Raw genomic sequence first — 18250 nt, forward strand, 5'->3', positions numbered from 1 at the left:
GCGTCCATCGCGCATCGTCCGATCTCATCGCGTCTGGTCTCATCGCGTCCGGTCTCATCGCGTCGGGTCTCATCGCGTCGGGTCTCATCGCGTCGGGTCTCATCGCGTCCGGTCTCACAGGACCCACGTCGGGTCCCGTCGTTCCAGGAAGGCGGTCATCCCCTCGCGGGCCTGCGGGGAGGCGAACAGCCGGGCCGAGAGCGCGGTGAGATCGGCCGCGTCACGGTCGAATGTCTCGAGCACCTTAGCCGTGAGCAGCTGTTTCGTCTCGGCCAGCCCCTGAGGGGCGGACCGGCGCAGACCGTCGAGGATCGGGGCCAGGGCTTCGTCGACGTCCTCGCCTGCGACCGTCACCAGGCCGATGCGGGCGGCCTCGGCGGCGTCGAAGCGCTCGCCGGTGAGGTAGTAGCGGGCCAGCGCCCGGGGGTCGGTGCGGGGCAGCAGGGGCAGCGAGATCACCGCGGGGGCAACCCCGATCCGGACCTCGGTGAAGGCGAAGGTCGAGGTGCCGGAGGCCGCCGCGATGTCGCACGCCGCGAGCAGGCCGAGACCGCCCGCCCGTACGTGCCCGGTGACCCGGGCGACGACGGGTTTGGGCAGGGCGACGATCTGCCGGAGCACGCCCACGAGGGCGTCCGGGTGCGGCGGGTCGCGCAGGTCGGCGCCCGCGCTGAAGGTGTTGCCGGTGTGGGTGAGGACGATCGCGCGTACGTCGCCGTCCTTGGCGCAGTCCGTCAGCGCGTCGGCGAGCTCTCCCACGAGTGCCGCCGAGAGCGCGTTGCGGTTGGCCGTGGAGTCGAGGCTGAGTGTCTCGACGCCACGTGCGCGCGTGCGTCCGATCAGGGTCACGTCTGCTCCTTCAGGGCCCGCAGTTCGCGGCGCAGGATCTTCCCGGAGGCGGCCCGTGGGATGCCGTCGATGAAGGTGACCTGGCGGACGCGCTTGTAGGGGGAGACGCGTTCGGCGACGTACATCATGACCTCTGACTCGGAGAGGCCGGCCGCGTTCGGCTGGCGCACCACGTACGCGTGCGGGACTTCGTTGTGGTCCTCGTTGTAGACGCCGATGACGGCGGCGTCGGCGATGCCGGGGTGGGTCAGCAGGAGGGCCTCGAGTTCGGCGGGGGCCACCTGGAAGCCCTTGTACTTGATGAGTTCCTTGACCCGGTCGACGACGAACAGCCAGCCGTCGTCGTCGACATGGCCGACGTCCCCGGTGTGCAGCCAGCCGTCGGGGTCGATCATCTGGGCGGTGGCGTCGGGGCGGCCGAGGTAGCCCTTCATGACCTGGGGGCCGCGGATGAGGATCTCGCCGGACTCGCCTGCGGGGAGGTCCTTGTCGGGGTCGTCGAGGGAGACGATGCGCATCTCGGTGCCGGCGATGAGCTTGCCGACGGTTCCGGGCGGCGCGTCGCGCATGGCCTCCAGCGGTACGACGTGGGTGCCGGGCGACAGCTCGGTCATGCCGTAGGCCTGGCCGACGGGCGGCAGGCCGAGGCGGTGGGAGCAGGCGGCGGCGAGGGCGGCGTCCAGGGGCGCGGCGGCGCTGACGATGTGGGTCAGCGACGACAGGTCGTACTGGGCGACCAGCGGGTGCTTGGCGAGGGCCAGGACGATGGGCGGGGCCACGAACAGGCCGGTGATGCGGTGGTTCTGGATGGCCGCGAGGAAGGTCTCCAGCTCGAAGCGCGGCAGCACGACGACCGTGGCGCCCTGCCTGAGGGGTGCGTTCATCAGGGCGGTGAGGCCGTAGATGTGGAAGAAGGGCAGGACGGCGAGGATGCGGTCGCCGGGGCCTGCCGGGATGAGCGGTTCGAGCTGGGCGAGGTTGGTGGCGATCTGGCGGTGAGTGAGCATCACGCCCTTGGGGATGCCGGTGGTGCCGGAGGAGTACGGCAGGGCGGCGACGTCCTCGGCGGGGTCGATGGCGACCTGCGGCTCGGGGGCGGCGGAGGCCAGCATGTCGATCAGCGACCGGTGTCCGGGCGCGCTGTCGCAGACGAAGATCTCCTCGACGCCGCCCGCGAGTTCGGCCGCCCGGCGGGCGGTGTCCAGCAGCGGCGACACGGTGATGATCCACCGGGCCGACGAGTCCTTGAGCTGCTTGCCGAACTCCTCGGCGGTGGCCAGCGGGTGCACGGTGGTGACGGCGGCACCCGCGCGCGTGGCGGCGTAGAAGGCGGTCGGGAAGGCGACGGTGTTGGGGCTGTGCAGGGCCAGCACGTCGCCTTTGCGTACGCCCGCCTCGGCGAGCGCGGCGGCGATGCGCCGGTGGAAGCGGTCGAGTTGTTCGTACGACAGGGTGGTGCCGTCGGTCCCGTCGATCAGGGCGGGCGCGTCTCCGAATTCGGCGGCCCGGCCCAGGACCGCCTCGTGGATGGGGAGTTCGACGGGCGGGACGTCGGCGTACTCGCTGCGGAACACGGTTCCTCCAAGGCGGCGGCCTAGTACGACTTGGGCAGACCCAGGGTCTGGTGGGAGACGTAGTTGAGAATCATCTCCCGGCTCACCGGAGCAATACGAGCCACGCGTGATGCGGTTATCAACGATGCGAGCCCGAATTCGCGGGTGAGGCCGTTGCCGCCGAGGGTGTGCACGGACTGGTCGACCGCCCGCACGCACGCCTCGCCCGCCGCGTATTTGGCCATGTTGGCGGCCTCACCTGCGCCGATGTCGTCCCCGGCGTCGTAGAGGTGGGCGGCCTTCTGCATCATCAGGCGGGCGAGTTCGAGGTCGATGTGCGCCTGCGCGAGGGGGTGTGCGATGGCCTGGTGGGCGCCGATGGGGGTCTTCCAGACCTGGCGGTCGCGCGCGTACTCGATGGCGCGGGAGAGGGCGTAGCGGCCCATGCCGATCGCGAAGGCGGCCGTCATGATGCGTTCGGGGTTGAGTCCGGCGAAGAGCTGCAGCAGGCCCGCGTCCTCGTCGCCTACGAGGGCGTCGGCGGGCAGCCGGACGTCGTCGAGGGTCAGCTCGAACTGCTTCTCCACGGCGCCGAGTTCCATGTCGATGGCGCGCCGGGTGAAGCCCTCGGCGTCGCGCGGGACGATGAACAGGCACGGCTTGAGGTTGCCGGTGCGGGCGTCCGCGGTGCGGCCGACGATGAGGGTGGCGTCCGCGATGTCGACGCCGGAGATGAAGACCTTGCGGCCGGTGAGCAGCCAGTCGCCGGTGTCGGGGTCGCGGCGGGCGGTGGTGGTGATGCGGTGGGAGTTGGAGCCGGCGTCGGGTTCGGTGATGCCGAAGGCCATGGTGCGGGTGCCGTCGGCGAGGCCCGGCAGCCACGCCTGCTGCTGGCTCTCGGTGCCGAAGCGGGCGATGACGGTGCCGCAGATCGCCGGGGACACGATCATCATCAGCAGGGGGCAGCCGGCCGCGCCCAGCTCCTCCAGCACGATGGAGAGTTCGGCGATGCCGCCGCCTCCACCGCCGTATGCCTCCGGCAGGTTGACGCCGAGGTAGCCGAGCTTGGCGGCCTCGGCCCAGAGGGCTTCGCGGTCGTAGTCGCGGCCGTGGCGTTTGCCGAGGGCGGCGACGGCCGAGCGGAGGGCTTTGTGCTCCGCGGTTTCGATCGTGGACATGTGACTCCTTCGTCGTGGCTGGCCGCGCTCGCGCGGCGGTGGCCGCAAATGAATACAGCCCCGCGCCCCTAGGTCTCCTGCACCACCGCCAGCAAGGAACCGACCGTGACCTGCTGGCCGGGCACGACATGCAGGGCGCTCAGCGTGCCGGTGGCCGGCGCCGCGATCTTGTGCTGCATCTTCATGGCCTCCAGCCACAGCAGGGGCTCTCCGGCCTGTACGGCCGCCCCCGCGGCCAGGCCGTCGGCGATCTTCACGACGGTGCCGGGCATGGGGGCCAGCAGGGTGCCGGGGGCGTGCTGGGCGGTGGGGTCGGAGAAGCGGGGCAGGGCGGTCAGGGCGGTGGCGTTGACGTACACCTGGTCGCCGTACCGCGTGACCTCGAACCTCCGCTGCACGCCGTCCGCTTCGAGGACGACGAGGCCGGGCGTGGCCCGCACCACCCGTACGCCGTCCGCCTCCAGGCCCGCCCGGGTGTGCCGGTAGCTGACCTCGTGCTCCTCGCCCGCCGTCGTGTACCGCTTCACCTGCGGCTGGGAGGGCAGGTTGCGGTAGCCGCCGAAGCGGGAGACGCGGGTCTGTGCGTCGGCGAGGGCCGCGGCGAGTGCAACTAGAGGTGGTCGCGCAGCGACTCCGTTGAGGGCGGTGGCGGGAGACGGGTGGGCGTACGGGTCCGGGTCCGGGGCGGTCAGTTCGGCGAGGTGGCGGTCGTAGAAGCCCGTGTCCATGCCGGCGCCGGTGAACTCCTTGTGCCGCAGGGAGCGGACGAGGAGGTCGCGGTTGGTGACCGGGCCGTGGATCGTGGCCCGTTCCAGGGCGCCCGACAGCCTGCGGACGGCCTCCGCGCGCGTGGGGGCGTGGGCGATCACCTTGGCGAGCATGGGGTCGTAGTGGACGCCGATGCCGTCGCCGTCGCCGTAGCCGGTGTCCAGGCGGACGTCGCCGGGGACGGTGAGGCGGTGCAGGGTGCCGGTCTGCGGGGCCCAGTCCGCCGCCGGGTCCTCGGCGTACAGGCGGGCCTCGATCGCATGGCCACGCGCGCGTGGAGGACCGGATTCGAGAGCGTGGCCTTCGGCGACGCGGATCTGCTCGGCCACCAGGTCGAGGCCGAACACCGCTTCCGTGACGGGGTGTTCGACCTGGAGGCGGGTGTTCATCTCCAGGAAGTGGGCGCTGCCCGCCGAGGAGACGAGGAACTCGACGGTTCCGGCTCCGACGTAGTCGACGGCGCGGGCGGCGCGTACCGCAAGCGAGTGCAGTTCGTCCCTGAGCTCGTCGGAGAGGCCGGGCGCGGGCGCCTCCTCGATCACCTTCTGGTGGCGCCGTTGCAGGGAGCAGTCGCGGGTGCCCAGCGCCCACACCGTGCCGTGGGTGTCGGCGAGGACCTGCACCTCGACGTGCCGGCCGCCCTCCACGTAGGGCTCGACGAAGACCGCGCCGTCGCCGAAGGCGCTCGCGGCCTCGGCGCGGGCGCCCTCCAGCGCCCCGTCGAGGTCGGCGAGGCGGCGCACGATGCGCATGCCGCGCCCGCCGCCGCCCGCGGCGGCCTTCACCAGTACCGGCAGGTCGGACTCGGTGACCCGGTCCCGGTCCAGGGACGGGATGCCCATCAGCTGCTTGGCCCGGGTCTTGGACGCCATCGCCTCGATCGCCTCGGGCGGCGGGCCGATCCACACCAGCCCGGCGTCGATCACGGCGCGCGCGAAGTCGGCGTTCTCGGAGAGGAAGCCGTAGCCGGGGTGGACGGCGTCCGCCCCGGCGGCGACGGCCGCCTTCACGATCAGGTCGCCGCGCAGATACGTCTCCGTGGGCGCGGCGCCCGGCAGCCGTACGGCCGTGTCGGCCACGCGCGCGTGGAGCGCGTTCTCGTCGGCGTCCGAGTGCACGGCGACGGTCCGGATGCCCAGCTCCCGGCAGGTCCGGAAGATCCGGCAGGCGATCTCGCCGCGGTTGGCGACGAGCACTGAAGTGATCACAGAAGCTCCTGTTGTCATCACGTGACCCCTCACATCCGGAAGACGCCGAAGCCGCCGCGCGCGCCCTCGTAGGGCGCCGTGTGGACGGCCGACAGGCACAGGCCGAGGACGGTGCGGGTGTCGCGCGGGTCGATGACGCCGTCGTCGTACAGCCGCCCGGACAGGAACTTCGGCAGCGACTCGGACTCGATCTGCTGCTCCACCATGGCGCGCAGCCCGGCGTCCGCCTCGTCGTCGTACGGCCGGCCCTTCGCGGCCGCCGACTGGCGGGCCACGATCGACAGGACGCCGGCGAGCTGCTGCGGGCCCATGACGGCCGACTTGGCGCTGGGCCACGCGAACAGGAAGCGCGGGTCGTAGGCCCGCCCGCACATGCCGTAGTGACCGGCGCCGTACGAGGCGCCCATCAGCACCGACAGGTGCGGGACCCGGCTGTTGCTGACCGCGTTGATCATCATCGCGCCGTGCTTGATGATGCCGCCCTGCTCGTACTCCTTGCCGACCATGTAGCCGGTGGTGTTGTGCAGGAAGAGCAGCGGGATGTCGCGCTGGTTGGCGAGCTGGATGAACTGGGCGGCCTTCTGCGACTCCTCGCTGAAGAGCACCCCCTGGGCGTTGGCGAGGATTCCGACGGGATAGCCGTGCAGGGCGGCCCACCCCGTGGTGAGGCTGGTCCCGTACATCGGCTTGAACTCGTCGAAGTCGGAGGCGTCGACGATCCGGGCGATCACCTCGCGCGGGTCGAAGGGGATCTTGAGGTCCCCGGGGACGATGCCGAGCAGCTCCTCCTCGTCGTACTTGGGGGGTGCGGCGGGCCCCGGATCCTCGTACGCCTTGCGATGGTTGAGGCGGGCCACGACCCGCCGCGCCTGCCGCAGGGCGTCCGGCTCGTCCACGGCGAAGTAGTCCGCGAGGCCCGACACGCGCGCGTGCATCTCGGCGCCGCCCAGCGACTCGTCGTCGCTCTCCTCGCCGGTCGCCATCTTGACCAGGGGCGGACCGCCGAGGAAGACCTTCGCGCGCTCCTTGACCATGATCACGTGGTCGGACATGCCGGGGATGTACGCGCCTCCGGCGGTCGAGTTCCCGAAGACGACGGCGACGGTGGGGATTCCGGCGGCGGAGAGCCGGGTCAGGTCGCGGAAGATGGCGCCGCCCGGGATGAAGATCTCCTTCTGGGACGGCAGATCGGCGCCTCCCGACTCCACCAGGCTGATGCAGGGCAGCCGGTTGGCGAGCGCGATGTCGTTCGCGCGCAGGGCCTTCTTCAGCGACCAGGGGTTGCTTGCGCCGCCGCGGACGGTCGGGTCGTTGGCCGTGATCAGGCACTCCACGCCCTCGACGACCCCGATGCCGGTGACGAGCGAGGCGCCCACGGCGTAGTCGCTCCCCCAGGCGGCGAGCGGCGACAGCTCCAGGAACGGCGTGTCCGGGTCGAGGAGCAGCTCGATGCGCTCGCGGGCGAGCAGCTTGCCCCGCCCCCGGTGCCGCTCGACGTACTTCTCGCCGCCGCCGGCGAGCGCCTTGGCGTGCTCGGCGTCGAGGTCGGCGAGCTTTTCGAGCATGGTCTCGCGGTTGGCCCGGTAGTCGGAACCGGCCGTGTCCAGGCCCGAGTTGATCACCGTCACAGCAGGTCCTCCCTCAAAGCAGGTCCTCCGGGATGTCCAGATGGCGGGAGCGCAGCCATTCGCCGAGCGCCTTGGCCTGCGGGTCGAAGCGGTGCTGGGCGGCGACGCCCGCGCCGAGGATGCCCTCGACGACGAAGTTCAGCGCGCGCAGATTCGGCAGGACATGCCGTTCGACGCCCAACTCGGCCGTCTCCGGAAGCAGTTCACGGAAACGGTCGACGGTCAGGGTGTGCACCAGCCATCGCCAGGCCTCGTCGGACCGCACCCACACCCCGACGTTGGCGTTCCCGCCCTTGTCCCCGCTGCGGGCGCCCGCGACGAGGCCGAGAGGCACGCGGCGGGTACGCGGTTGCGGCAGCGGCTCGGGCGCTTCCGGCTCCGGCAGGTCTTCGAGTACGAGGCTGTCGTGGGCCGGCGGTACGGGAATCCGTCGCCCGTCGTCGAGCACGGCTTCGTGCCCGACCTCGCCCTGGGGGACGTACACGGCGTCGAAGACCCCGTAGGGCGCGCCCTTTCCGGGTGGCGCGAGCACGTGGAAGCCGGGGTAGCCGGCCAGCGCCAGCTCGATGGCGGCCCCGCTCAGCGGCCGGCCGACGACCGCCTGGTCCGCATCCCGTACGACGAGCCGGAGCACGGCACTCGCGGTCTCCTCGGTCTCGGCGTCGGACTTGTCGGTGCGGACGAGGTCCCAACGCACCTCGGCAGGCGGCGACTTGGCGAGCGCATCCGTCATCTGCTCGCGCACGAGCGCCGCCTTGGCCTCGATGTCGAGGCCGGTGAGGACGAAGGCGACCTCGTTGCGGAAGCCGCCGAGCCGGTTGAGGCCGACCTTGAGGGTCGGCGGCGGGGCCTCGCCGCGTACGCCGTCGATGCGGACGCGGTCGGGCCCGTCCTGGGTGAGCCGGATCGTGTCGAGGCGGGCGGTGACGTCGGGGCCGGCGTACCGGGCGCCGCCGGTCTCGTACAGGAGCTGCGCGGTCACCGTGCCGACGTCGACGAAGCCGCCGGTGCCGGGGTGTTTGGTGATGACGCAGCTGCCGTCCTCGTGGACCTCGGCGAGTGGGAAACCGGGCCGTCGGACGTCGCCCGCCCGCTCCTTGAAGAACGCGTAGTTGCCGCCGGTGGCCTGCGTCCCGCACTCCAGGACGTGCCCGGCGACGACGGCCCCCGCGAGCCGGTCGTACTCCCCCGGCTGCCAGCCGAAGTGCGCGGCGGCGGGCCCGGTGACCAGCGCCGCGTCCGTGACCCGGCCGGTGACGACGACGTCCGCGCCCGCCCGCAGGCACTCGGCGATCCCGAACCCGCCGAGGTAGGCGTGGGCGGCGAGGCTGCCCGGGTGGGCGGCGGTGAGGTCGTCGCCCTCGACGTGCGCGACGCGGACGGGGACGCCGAGGCGGTCGGCCAGCTTCCTCACGGCGTCGGCGAGTCCGGACGGATTGAGGCCGCCGGCGTTGGTGACGAGGCGGACGCCGCGCTCCTGGGCGAGCCCGAGGCACTCCTCCAGCTGGCGCAGGAAGGTGCGGGCGTAGCCGGCGGCGGGATCCTTCAGCCGGTCCCGTCCCAGGATCAGCATGGTCAGCTCGGCGAGGTAGTCGCCGGTCAGGACGTCGAGTTCGCCGCCGGTGAGCATCTCGCGCATGGCGTCGAAGCGGTCGCCGTAGAAGCCGGAGGCGTTGCCGATGCGCAGGGGCGTCATGCGGTGCCTCCCTTCGGCGGACGGCCATCACCCGGAGGCCCGGCGAAGGCCTGGGCGATGTCCAGCCACTGGTCGGCGTCCTCACCCACGGCTTCGAGGGCGAGGTCGGACCGGTGGGCGCGCTGGGTGACCAGGAGGCAGAAGTCGAGGGCGGGGCCGGTGACGCGGTTGTCGGCGTCCTCGGGCCCGTACACCCACAACTCACCTGAAGGAGCCGCCAGTTCGACCCTGAACTCCTCGAACGGCACGGGCAGTCCGCGCACGCCGAAGGCGAAGTCGCGGGTACGGACGCCGAGCCGGACGATGTGCCGGAGCCGGTCGGTGGGGGTGCGCTCCACGCCCAGCGCCTCCGCCACGTCTCCCCCGTGGGCCCAGGTCTCCATGAGGCGGGCGGTGGCCATGGAGGCGGTGGCCATGGGCGGGCCGTACCAGGGGAATCGGGCGCCGTCCGGCGCGGCCCGCAGCGCGTCGGCGAGCGCCGTGCGCCCGGCGCGCCAGTCCGCGAGCAGCCGCGCGGGCGGTTTGGCGGCGCCCTCCGCCGCGCCGTTGTCCACGAAGTCGCCGGGCTGGGCGAGCGCCTTCTCGACCTCGCGGGAGAAGGCGTCCTGGTCCGTCACGGCCAACACGGAGTGGTGGTCGGTCCAGGCGAGGTGCGCGATCTGGTGCGCGACGGTCCAGCCGGGTGCGGGGGTCGCGAGCGCCCACTGCTCCGGGCTCAACTCGGCCACGATGCGGTCGAGTTCCTCGCTCTCCGCGCAGAGATCGTCGATCACGGGCGTCGGGTCAGCCATGGGGCGAGCATGGCAGCGGCACCAGAAACAATCAAGCGTGCTTGCATTAATTTGTTTTTCCACAGGCTGTCACCTGTGCGCAGTCGTATGGCTACGCTCAGTGAGTGGAGGTGGTGGCCGTGCATATTCGCGAACTTGATCCCAGCGGGTCTCCCCTGGACTACTACGGCTACGAGCTGCGGCGGGCGCGCGAGGCAGCGGGCCTGACCCAGCAGGCGCTCGGTTCGATCGTGTTCTGCACGGGGTCCCTGATCGGCCAGATCGAGACAACGGTGCGGGTGCCCACGCGGGAGTTCTCCGAGCGGGTGGATGCGGCACTGGGGACGGACGGGACGTTCTCGCGTCTGGTGGGGTTGGTGCTGCGCAGCCAGTTGCCGAGCTGGTTTCAGCCGTATGCGGAGATGGAGGCGAGGGCGGCGTACATCTCCGTCTATCAAGCACAGGTGGTCTACGGGCTTCTCCAGACGCGAGCCTACGCGCAGGCGCTGCTAGGAGTCCGCGAGGAAAGCACCGCCGACGCCCTGGTGGCCGCACGGCTGGATCGTCAGCGCATCCTGGACAGGCCTGAACCGCCGGTGACGTGGGTGGTGCTGAGCGAGGCGGCACTGCATCAGGAGGTGGGCGGCCGCGAGGTCATGCGGGATCAGCTGGCCCATCTGTTGACCCTGCAACAGCGCAGGTGGCTGGACATCCAGGTGCTTCCGTTCGAGGCGGGTGCGCACACGGGGCTGATGGGCTCGTTCAACTTGCTGCGCTTCGAAAACGACCCGGCCATCGTCTACACCGAGGACTTCGTCCAGGGGCACATGACGGCCAATCCGCCCGCTATCAGGGAGGGTTCCGCCCGTTACGATCATCTACAGGCTGCGGCGCTTCCCCCAAGGGATTCAGCCACCCTGATCGCCCGCGTGATGGAGGAACGATATGGGAACCGATCCGGCCCTGATAGACGCGCAGTGGCGTAAGTCCTCGTACAGCGGCGACACCGGAGGCGATTGCGTCGAGGTCGCCGACCTCCGTCCCCGCATAGCCATCCGGGACTCCAAGCATCCCGCCGGAGGCGTGGTCACCGTCTCCTCCGGTGCCTTCTCCGTGTTCCTGCGCGCCCTCCGCTGAAAAATCGGACGCGCCGGCCCGCAGCCGGCAGTACGGTCCTCCGGTGATCGATGAAGACGGTTACTTCGGAGAGCCCGTTGCCGCGGGGTACGACGAGTCGTCGGCCGAGATGTTCGCGGCGGAGGTCGTGGGGCCGGCCGTAGACCTGCTGGCGGAGTTGGCCGGGGGCGGGCGGGCCCTTGAACTGGGCGTCGGTACGGGGCGGATCGCGTTGCCCCTGTCGGCCCGCGGAGTCGAGGTGCACGGGATCGACATGTCCCGCGCGATGGTGGAGCGGCTGCGGGCCAAGCCCGGCGGTGACGCGATCGGCGTGACCATCGGGGACTTCGCGACGGCCGAGGTGGACGGCGGGTTCTCGCTCGCCTACCTGGTCTTCAACACGATCTCGAACCTCACCACCCAGGACTCCCAGGTCGACTGCTTCCGCAATGTCGCGGGCCATCTGGAGCCCGGTGGCCGCTTCGTCGTCGAGGTCGGGGTTCCCGATCTGCGGCGCCTGCCGCCCGGGCAGAACGCCGTGCCGTTCCACGTGAGCGAGGGCCGCCTGGGCTTCGACGAGTACGACGTGGCGACGCAGGCGATGACCTCGCACCATGTCCGGGTGAAGGACGGCCGCACCGAGTACCTCGCCGTCCCGTTCCGCTACGTCTGGCCGTCCGAACTCGACCTCATGGCCCGGCTGGCCGGGATGCGGCTGGTCCACCGGTGGGACAGTTGGACCCGGGAGCCCTTCACCGGTGAGAGCCGGCAGCACGTGTCGGTCTGGGAGAAGCCGGCCGACTGAGCCGCCGGCGCCGCCCCGCCCGGCCGGTCAGACCTCCGGAGGAATCGGCACCTTGCGGCGCCCCACCTGCGTCCGCACCGCGCCCATGCTCGCCGCGATGACCATGGCGATCGCGGCCGCCTGCACGGCGGACAGGGCCTGGCCGAGGATCAGGAAGCCCGCGGTCGCGGCGAGGGCGGGTTCCAGGCTCATCATGATCGCGAAGGTGGAGGCGGGGAGGCTGCGCAGCGCGAGCAGTTCGAAGGTGTACGGCAGGACGGAGGAGAGGATCGCGACCGACGAGCCCAGGGCGATCGTCGTCGGATCGGCGAGCTTGGAGCCCGATTCCGCGACCCCCAGCGGCAGCATCAGCAGCGCTCCGACCGCCATGGCCAGCGCGAGCCCGTCGGCCTGCGGGAACCGCCGGCCCGTACGCGCGCTGAAGATGATGTAGGTCGCCCACATGGCGCCCGCCCCCAGCGCGAAGGCGACGCCGACCGGGTCGAGGCCACCGAAGCCCCCGCCGCCGCTGAGGAGAACGACACCGCCCAGCGCGAGCGCGGCCCAGACCGCGTTGAGCGCGCGGCGGGAGGCGAGGACGGAGAGCGCGAGCGGGCCGAGGACCTCCAGGGTGACCGCGGCACCGAGCGGGATGCGGTCGACCGCCTGGTAGAAGAGGCCGTTCATCGCGCCCATCGCGACGCCGAAGACGACGACGGTTCCCCAGTCGGCGCGCGAGTGGCCGCGCAGACGCGGCCGGCACACCACCAGCAGGACGACGGCCGCCGCGATCAACCGCAGGGTGACGACGCCGAGCGCCCCGGCCCGCGGCATCAGGCTCACCGCCAGCGCCGCACCGAACTGCACCGAGAACCCGGCCCCGAGCACCAGCCCGACCGGACCGAGGGAGCCCCCGCGACCCGGGGTGCCGGAAGGGTGCACCGCGGAGGGCGAGGACGTGGTGGTGTTACTGGGCGTGGTCACGGGCGGTCCAGGTGCTCGGCTCGAGGTTCGTGCATCAGGGTGCACTGTCAAGTCCAGGGTAATGGACTCGGTCAGGCGTGTGAACCTGTTTTGCCACTGTCCCGCATCATGGACTCGGACGGCGACCCGGACGACGGCTCAGTTGCCGGGCCAGGGCTCCTCGTCCCGGAAGAGGGGACGCCCGTCGGGGAGGACGGCGGGCCACGAACCGTAGGGCTCGTAGGTCTCTGTCGGCGTCTGCGCCGGCGCCTGCCAGGCCCCGTATCCCTCGTACGCGTACGTCGGCTGCTCCGCCGACAGCGGCAGCTTCAGCTCCGCCGTGTCCAGCACCGCGTTGTTCTGCGAGCGGTGCAGCCGGGCGTACGCCCCGCCCCATGCGAGCAGCTCCTCGTGGCGGCCCGTCTCCACGATCCGGCCGCGGTCGACGACCAGGATGCGGTCGGCGTCCGGGGCGAGGTTGAGGTCGTGGGTGATCATGATCGTCGTACGGCCAGCCATCAGGCGGCGCAGCGGCTTGACCACCCGGCGGGCGGCCATGGCGTCGAGGCCGGTCGTCGGCTCGTCGAGCACCAGCACGGGCGCGTCGCGCAGGATCGCGCGGGCGATCGCGAGGCGCTGGAGCTGACCGCCGGACAGACGCGCCGAGTTGGGGTCGACCCTGGTGTCGTAGCCCTCCGGGAGCCGGACGATGAAGTCGTGCGCGTCGGCCGCCCGCGCCGCCTCCTCGATGGCCTGCTCGCTGGCGCCGGGGCGGCCGCAGGCGATGTTGGCGCGGACGGTGTCGTGCAGGACGAGCGTCTCCTGCGGGAGCAGGGTGACGTACTCGCGCAGCCGGGCCAGCGGGAAGTCGCGCAGGGGGACGCCGTCGAGCAGCACCTCTCCCGCGTCCGGGTCGTAGAAGCGGAGCAGCAGCTTGGAGACCGTCGACTTGCCCGCGCCGCTCGGGCCGGTGACGATCACCAGCTCGCCGGGGGCGACCGTGAAGGACAGGTCCCGCAGGGCGACGGTGTCGGCGCCGGGGTAGCTGAAGGAGACGCCCCGCATCTCGACGGTGCCGTCGGGGCGACCGGCTCCGGTGTCGTGGCGCGGGTCGGTGACGGACGGCTCGGCGTCCAGGATCTCGATCAGCCGCTCCGCGCCCGCCGTCGCCGCGGTGACCGTGAGACCGAGCTGCGCCAGGCCGCGCACCGGCGGGTAGAGGTAGCCGAGGAAGGCGGCGAAGGCGAGGAGCTGGCCGAGGGTCATACGGCCGGTGGAGATCTCCCAGGCGCCGATGCCGATCACCGCGAGCACGCACACCGTCTCGATGACCTGCACGAGCTGCTCGTACGCCTCGTTGAGGCGGGTGGAGCGGACCGAGGCGCGGAACCAGGCGGTCGCCTCCTCGTGCAGCCGCCGGCGCTCGGCGTCCCGGCGGTCGTACGCCTGGGTGAGCACGATGTTGGACAGCGACTCCTCGACCACGGAGGTGATGGCGCCGTCCGCGACGCGGCCCTCCCGGGACACGTCCTTGATGGAGCCCGAGAAACGGCGGGCCGCCAGCCAGAACAGCGGCGCGAGGACGAAGGTGGCGGCGGCCAGGTCCCAGCGCAGCCAGAAGGCGGCGGCCGCGTAGAAGACGGCGGAGAAGGCGGCCGACGCGGCGCCGACCAGGCCGGAGACGACCATGGTCTCGATGGCTTCCACGTCGCCGGTCAGACGGGACAACAGGTCGCCCTGGCGGTGGCCTTGGAAGAAGTGCGGCGGCAACTGCTGTACGTGGTCGAAGACATGCTCGCGCAGTCTCATCACGAAGCGCTCGGTGACCCAGGCGGCGAGCGAGTTGCCGGCGTACGCGACGACCGCGCCGACGACCGCCACCCCCAGCCACTTCGCGGCCGGGGTCCAGAACGCGGCGAGCGATCCCTTCTGCAGGGCGTTGTCGGTGAGGTCGCCGAAGACCAGGATGGCCTCGGTCTCGGCGAGCGCGGCGAGCACGGTGCACGCCCAGACGGCCAGGAGCCATTTCCTCAGACCTCTGGTCAGCGGCCAGAAACGACGGAAAGCGATGCGGGCGGGAATGGTGGGAGTGTCCTCGTATTCGAGTTCCTCATACTCGAGTTCCTCGTCCACTTCCGTATTCATTTCACAGCCCTCCGCCCCGTAAATTCCTGAATTCGATGAAGCGAAGAGGGCCGACGGCGTGGACGTCGGCCCTCTGGCTCATCAGTTGTCGTCGCCGGGGATGGGCTTCGGCACCGGCGGCTTGGGGTGCTTCTTCTTCGGCTTCGGCTTCGGCGGCGGGGGAAGCTGCTTCGACCTGGGCTTGGGGGGCAGCGGGGCAAGCTTCTTGAGGCTCATTCCGACTCCTTGGGATCGTGCATTGCTGGAGGGGCGAGAATTCTCTGCAAATACCGCGGATACGGACGGGATTTCTTTCCGGATCGTCATCCGGGATCTTCCGCCGCCCGACAACGAAGAACCTACACGCCACACATCTCAAGGAACGGCAAAGTCGGCCGGGTAACGGCAAACAGCGGCTGTGAATACCTTGGAGATTCCTGAGCGGCCCCCGCCGAAGCTGAGAGTTCTCTTATGAAGCTGAGAGCCGGCTTATGAAACCCCGTCGTCCAGCGCCGCCGCCAGCACCTCCGCCAGATGCCGTCCGCGCACGCCGGCCAGCTGCTCCAGCTGGGTCCGGCAGGAGAAGCCGTCCGCGAGGACGACCGTCCCGTCCGCCGCGCCCCGGACCGCGGGCAGCAACTGGTCCTCCGCGCATGCCTTCGACACCTCGTAATGCCCCTTCTCGAAGCCGAAGTTGCCCGCGAGTCCGCAGCAGCCGCCCGCCAGCTCCCCGGTGAGACCGGCCGCTTCGCGCAGCCGGCGGTCGGCGGCGTCGCCGAGGACGGCGTGCTGGTGGCAGTGGGTCTGGCCGGTGGCCGGGCGGTTCACGGACGGCGGCACCCAGCCCGGGGCGTACCGCTCCAGCGCCTCGGCGAAGGTCAGGACCGAGGCGGCGAGCCGGGCCGCGCGCGGGTCGCCGGCCAGGAGCTCGGGCAGATCGGTGCGCAGGGCTGCGGCGCAGCTCGGCTCCAGGACGACCACCGGGGCGTCGGTCTCCAGGACCGGTTCCATCAGGTCCAGCGTGCGGCGCATGACTTTGCGGGCGCGGTCCAGCTGGCCCGTCGAGACGTACGTCAGGCCGCAGCACACCCGCCCGCGCCCTCGCAGCAGGGACAGCGGATCGAGGGCGACCGTCCGGCCGTCGCCCACAGGCGCCTTCGCGAGGTGCACGGTGGGCGGGACCGCCACCCGCAGCCCGGCCGCCTCCAGCACCCGTACGGCCGCGCGCCCCACGGACGGCGAGAGGTGCTCGGTGAAGGTGTCCGGCCAAAGGATCACCAGGTCACGCCCGTCGGCCGACCCGCCGTGCCGTCGGATCCACCACCGCCCGAACGTCTCCGCCGCCACCCGCGGGATGCGCCGCTCGGGCGCGATCCCGCCGAGCCGTTTGGCGAGCGACGCCAACGGCCGTACGGAGGCGAGGGTGTTGACGACCCGCGCGGTGCGCGTACGGGCCACCCAGCGCAGCCACACCGGCAGCCGTCCCATGCTGTGGTGGGCGGCCGGGCGGCGCCGGCCCTCGTAGTGGTGGTGCAGGAACTCCGCCTTGTACGTGGCCATGTCGACCTCGACCGGGCAGTCGGAGCGGCACCCCTTGCAGGACAGGCACAGATCCAGCGCGTCCCGCACCTCGGTGGACCGCCAGCCGTCGGTCACCAGCTCACCGGCGAGCATCTCGTGCAGCAGGCGGGCCCGCCCGCGCGTGGAGTGCTCCTCCTCGCCGGTCGCCCGGAAGGACGGGCACATCACGGACGAGCCGGCCGCCGGTGCCGTACGGCACTTCGCGACCCCGACGCAGCGCCGCACCGCCGCCGAGAAGTCGCCGCCGTCGGCGGGGTAGCCGAAGGCCACCTCGACCGGCTTCCGGGGCAGCACGGAGAAGCGCAGGTTGGTGTCCAGAGGCGAAGGGCGCACCAGCATCCCGGGGTTGAGGAGGTCGTCCGGGTCCCAGACCCCCTTGGCGCGCTCGAAGAGGGCGACCAGCTCGGGGCCGTACATCTTGGGCAGCAGTTCGGCCCGCGCCTGCCCGTCGCCGTGCTCCCCGGACAGCGAACCGCCGTGTGCGGCGACCAGTTCGGCCAGTTCCTCGGAGAAGCGGCGGAAGCGGCCGACGCCCGCCTCGGTCAGCAGGTCGAAGTCGATGCGGACGTGGATGCAGCCGTCCCCGAAGTGCCCGTACGGAGTGCCGCGCAGTCCGTGGGAGGTCAGCAGCTTCCGGAAGTCCCGCAGATAGGCGCCGAGTCGGGCGGGCGGCACCGCGCAGTCCTCCCAGCCCGGCCATGCCTCGCTGCCGTCCGGCATCCGGGTCGCCGTACCGCTCGCGTCCTCCCGGATCCGCCACAGCGCCCGCTGCCCGGCGGGATCGGTGACGATCAGCGAGTCCAGGACGTCGGCGGCCCGTACGATCGCCTCCGCACGTGCGCGTGCCTCCGCCTGCGACTCCCCTCCCGTCTCCACGAACAGCCAGGCCCCGCCCCGCGGCAGGGAGGCCGTGGAAGGCACCAGGTCGGCCGCCATCCCCTCCACCGTGAGCGGCCCGTGCTCCAGAAGTCCCGCCGCGGCATGGGCCGCCGCGCTCTCGTCGGCGTACGCGAGCACCGCCAGCGCACGCGCGCGCGGTGCCTCCACGAGCCGTACGACCGCCTCGGTCAGCACGCCCAGCGTGCCCTCGCTGCCGCAGAAGGAACGGGCGACGTCGGCGCCCTTCTCCGGGAGCAGTGCGTCCAGCGCGTACCCGGAGATACGGCGGGGCAGCTCCGGGAAACCTGTCCGCAGCCGCGCCAACTCCCCTTCCACCAGGGCCCGCAGGCCCTCGGGCGCGCCGGCCCACTCCCGCCCGAGCCGCAGCCGCTCCCCGCGCGCGGTGACCACGTCCAGCTCCCGCACGCTGTCCGCCGTGGTCCCCCAGGCCACCGAGTGCGAACCGCACGAGTTGTTGCCGATCATCCCGCCCAGCGTGCACCGGCTGTGCGTGGACGGGTCGGGTCCGAACCGCAGCCCGTGCGGCGCGGCGGCCTCCTGGAGCCGGTCGAGGACGAGCCCCGGCTGTACGACGGCCGTACGCGCCTGCGGGTCGACCGACAGCAGCCGGTTCATGTGACGGGTGAAGTCCAGCACCACACCGGTGCCGGTGGCCTGCCCGGCGATCGACGTGCCGCCGCCCCGCGCCACGACCGGCACCCTGCGCTCCCGGCACACCGCCAGCACGGCCGCCACGTCGTCGGCGTCCCTGGGCGCCACCACCCCCAGCGGAACCCGCCGGTAGTTGGAGGCGTCCATCGTGACCAGCGCCCGGGAGGTGACGTCGAAGCCGACGTCACCACGGACGGCCCTGCGCAGTTCGGCCTGGAGATCCGTCATGCTCCCAGCATGCATCCGGCGACCGACAGTCACGATGCCTCTGTCCACAGGCGTCTCGCCGCGTCCCCGCCGAAACCCGTGAACGGATCCAGAACCTTCCCAATTCGATCACGAACTCCCATATAGTGACCGTCAGTTGGGCAACAGGTGTCGCTTCGCACGCAGGAACGACAGCTATTTCCCTGGAACGACAGCTCTCTCCAGGAACGACAGCGGAACCCGATCAAGGACGACCGAGGCCCCTACCGAGGAC

At 71.6% G+C, this 18250-nt stretch carries 14 protein-coding genes; 3 read left to right on the forward strand and 11 right to left on the reverse strand.

Annotated elements, in window-relative coordinates:
* Positions 1-114 precede the first annotated feature (114 nt).
* The 7 genes from ACIBN2_RS21755 to ACIBN2_RS21785 all read right to left on the reverse strand — a co-directional run bounded on the left by ACIBN2_RS21755 (position 115) and on the right by ACIBN2_RS21785 (position 9671).
* A complete protein-coding gene (locus ACIBN2_RS21755; RefSeq protein ID WP_399136327.1) occupies positions 115-849 on the reverse strand; it encodes an enoyl-CoA hydratase family protein in 735 nt (244 codons plus the stop codon).
* The gene (locus tag ACIBN2_RS21760; protein WP_399136329.1) at positions 846-2423 is read right to left on the reverse strand and encodes a 4-coumarate--CoA ligase family protein; all 1578 of its coding nucleotides are present in this window, start codon (positions 2421-2423) and stop codon (positions 846-848) included. The genes ACIBN2_RS21755 and ACIBN2_RS21760 overlap by 4 nt, the downstream gene beginning before the upstream one ends.
* 20 nt (positions 2424-2443) lie before the next feature.
* The gene (locus ACIBN2_RS21765; RefSeq protein ID WP_399136331.1) at positions 2444-3580 is read right to left on the reverse strand and encodes an acyl-CoA dehydrogenase family protein; all 1137 of its coding nucleotides are present in this window, start codon (positions 3578-3580) and stop codon (positions 2444-2446) included.
* A 68-nt stretch (positions 3581-3648) separates the two neighbouring features.
* Positions 3649-5556 carry a biotin carboxylase N-terminal domain-containing protein gene (locus tag ACIBN2_RS21770; protein ID WP_399136333.1) on the reverse strand — a complete coding sequence of 636 codons (1908 nt, stop codon included), beginning with the start codon at positions 5554-5556 and terminating at the stop codon, positions 3649-3651.
* Positions 5557-5585: 29 nt separating this feature from the next.
* A complete protein-coding gene (locus tag ACIBN2_RS21775; RefSeq protein ID WP_399136335.1) occupies positions 5586-7184 on the reverse strand; it encodes an acyl-CoA carboxylase subunit beta in 1599 nt (532 codons plus the stop codon).
* Between the two features lie 13 nt (positions 7185-7197).
* On the reverse strand, positions 7198-8880 hold the full coding sequence (locus tag ACIBN2_RS21780; protein WP_399136336.1) for an acyclic terpene utilization AtuA family protein: 1683 nt from the start codon (positions 8878-8880) through the stop codon (positions 7198-7200).
* Positions 8877-9671 carry a TIGR03084 family metal-binding protein gene (locus ACIBN2_RS21785; RefSeq protein ID WP_399136338.1) on the reverse strand — a complete coding sequence of 265 codons (795 nt, stop codon included), beginning with the start codon at positions 9669-9671 and terminating at the stop codon, positions 8877-8879. Before ACIBN2_RS21785 ends, ACIBN2_RS21780 begins: the two co-directional genes overlap by 4 nt.
* A 104-nt stretch (positions 9672-9775) precedes the next feature.
* Here ACIBN2_RS21785 and ACIBN2_RS21790 point away from each other — a divergent pair, with 104 nt between their 5' ends.
* The 3 genes from ACIBN2_RS21790 to ACIBN2_RS21800 are packed head-to-tail and all read left to right on the forward strand — an operon-like array spanning position 9776 to position 11571.
* Positions 9776-10636: a Scr1 family TA system antitoxin-like transcriptional regulator gene (locus tag ACIBN2_RS21790; protein WP_399136340.1), complete on the forward strand. Its 861-nt coding sequence runs from the start codon at positions 9776-9778 to the stop codon at positions 10634-10636.
* Positions 10596-10787 carry a DUF397 domain-containing protein gene (locus ACIBN2_RS21795; RefSeq protein WP_399136342.1) on the forward strand — a complete coding sequence of 64 codons (192 nt, stop codon included), beginning with the start codon at positions 10596-10598 and terminating at the stop codon, positions 10785-10787. The genes ACIBN2_RS21790 and ACIBN2_RS21795 overlap by 41 nt, the downstream gene beginning before the upstream one ends.
* A 43-nt stretch (positions 10788-10830) precedes the next feature.
* Positions 10831-11571 (forward strand): class I SAM-dependent DNA methyltransferase, encoded by a 741-nt coding sequence (locus tag ACIBN2_RS21800; protein WP_399136344.1) that lies wholly within the window; start codon positions 10831-10833, stop codon positions 11569-11571.
* Between the two features lie 27 nt (positions 11572-11598).
* Here ACIBN2_RS21800 and ACIBN2_RS21805 read toward each other — a convergent pair whose 3' ends face one another.
* The 4 genes from ACIBN2_RS21805 to ACIBN2_RS21820 all read right to left on the reverse strand — a co-directional run bounded on the left by ACIBN2_RS21805 (position 11599) and on the right by ACIBN2_RS21820 (position 17997).
* The gene (locus ACIBN2_RS21805) at positions 11599-12534 is read right to left on the reverse strand and encodes an EamA family transporter (RefSeq protein WP_399136346.1); all 936 of its coding nucleotides are present in this window, start codon (positions 12532-12534) and stop codon (positions 11599-11601) included.
* 138 nt (positions 12535-12672) lie between these two features.
* Positions 12673-14658: an ABC transporter ATP-binding protein gene (locus ACIBN2_RS21810; protein ID WP_399136348.1), complete on the reverse strand. Its 1986-nt coding sequence runs from the start codon at positions 14656-14658 to the stop codon at positions 12673-12675.
* 81 nt (positions 14659-14739) lie between these two features.
* A complete protein-coding gene (locus tag ACIBN2_RS21815; RefSeq protein ID WP_399136350.1) occupies positions 14740-14874 on the reverse strand; it encodes a hypothetical protein in 135 nt (44 codons plus the stop codon).
* A 252-nt stretch (positions 14875-15126) separates the two neighbouring features.
* A complete protein-coding gene (locus ACIBN2_RS21820) occupies positions 15127-17997 on the reverse strand; it encodes an FAD-binding and (Fe-S)-binding domain-containing protein (RefSeq protein WP_399136352.1) in 2871 nt (956 codons plus the stop codon).
* Between the last annotated feature and the right edge of the window lie 253 nt (positions 17998-18250).

The sequence above is a fragment of the Streptomyces sp. NPDC050534 genome (assembly GCF_044457745.1).
Taxonomy (GTDB): Bacteria; Actinomycetota; Actinomycetes; order Streptomycetales; family Streptomycetaceae; genus Streptomyces.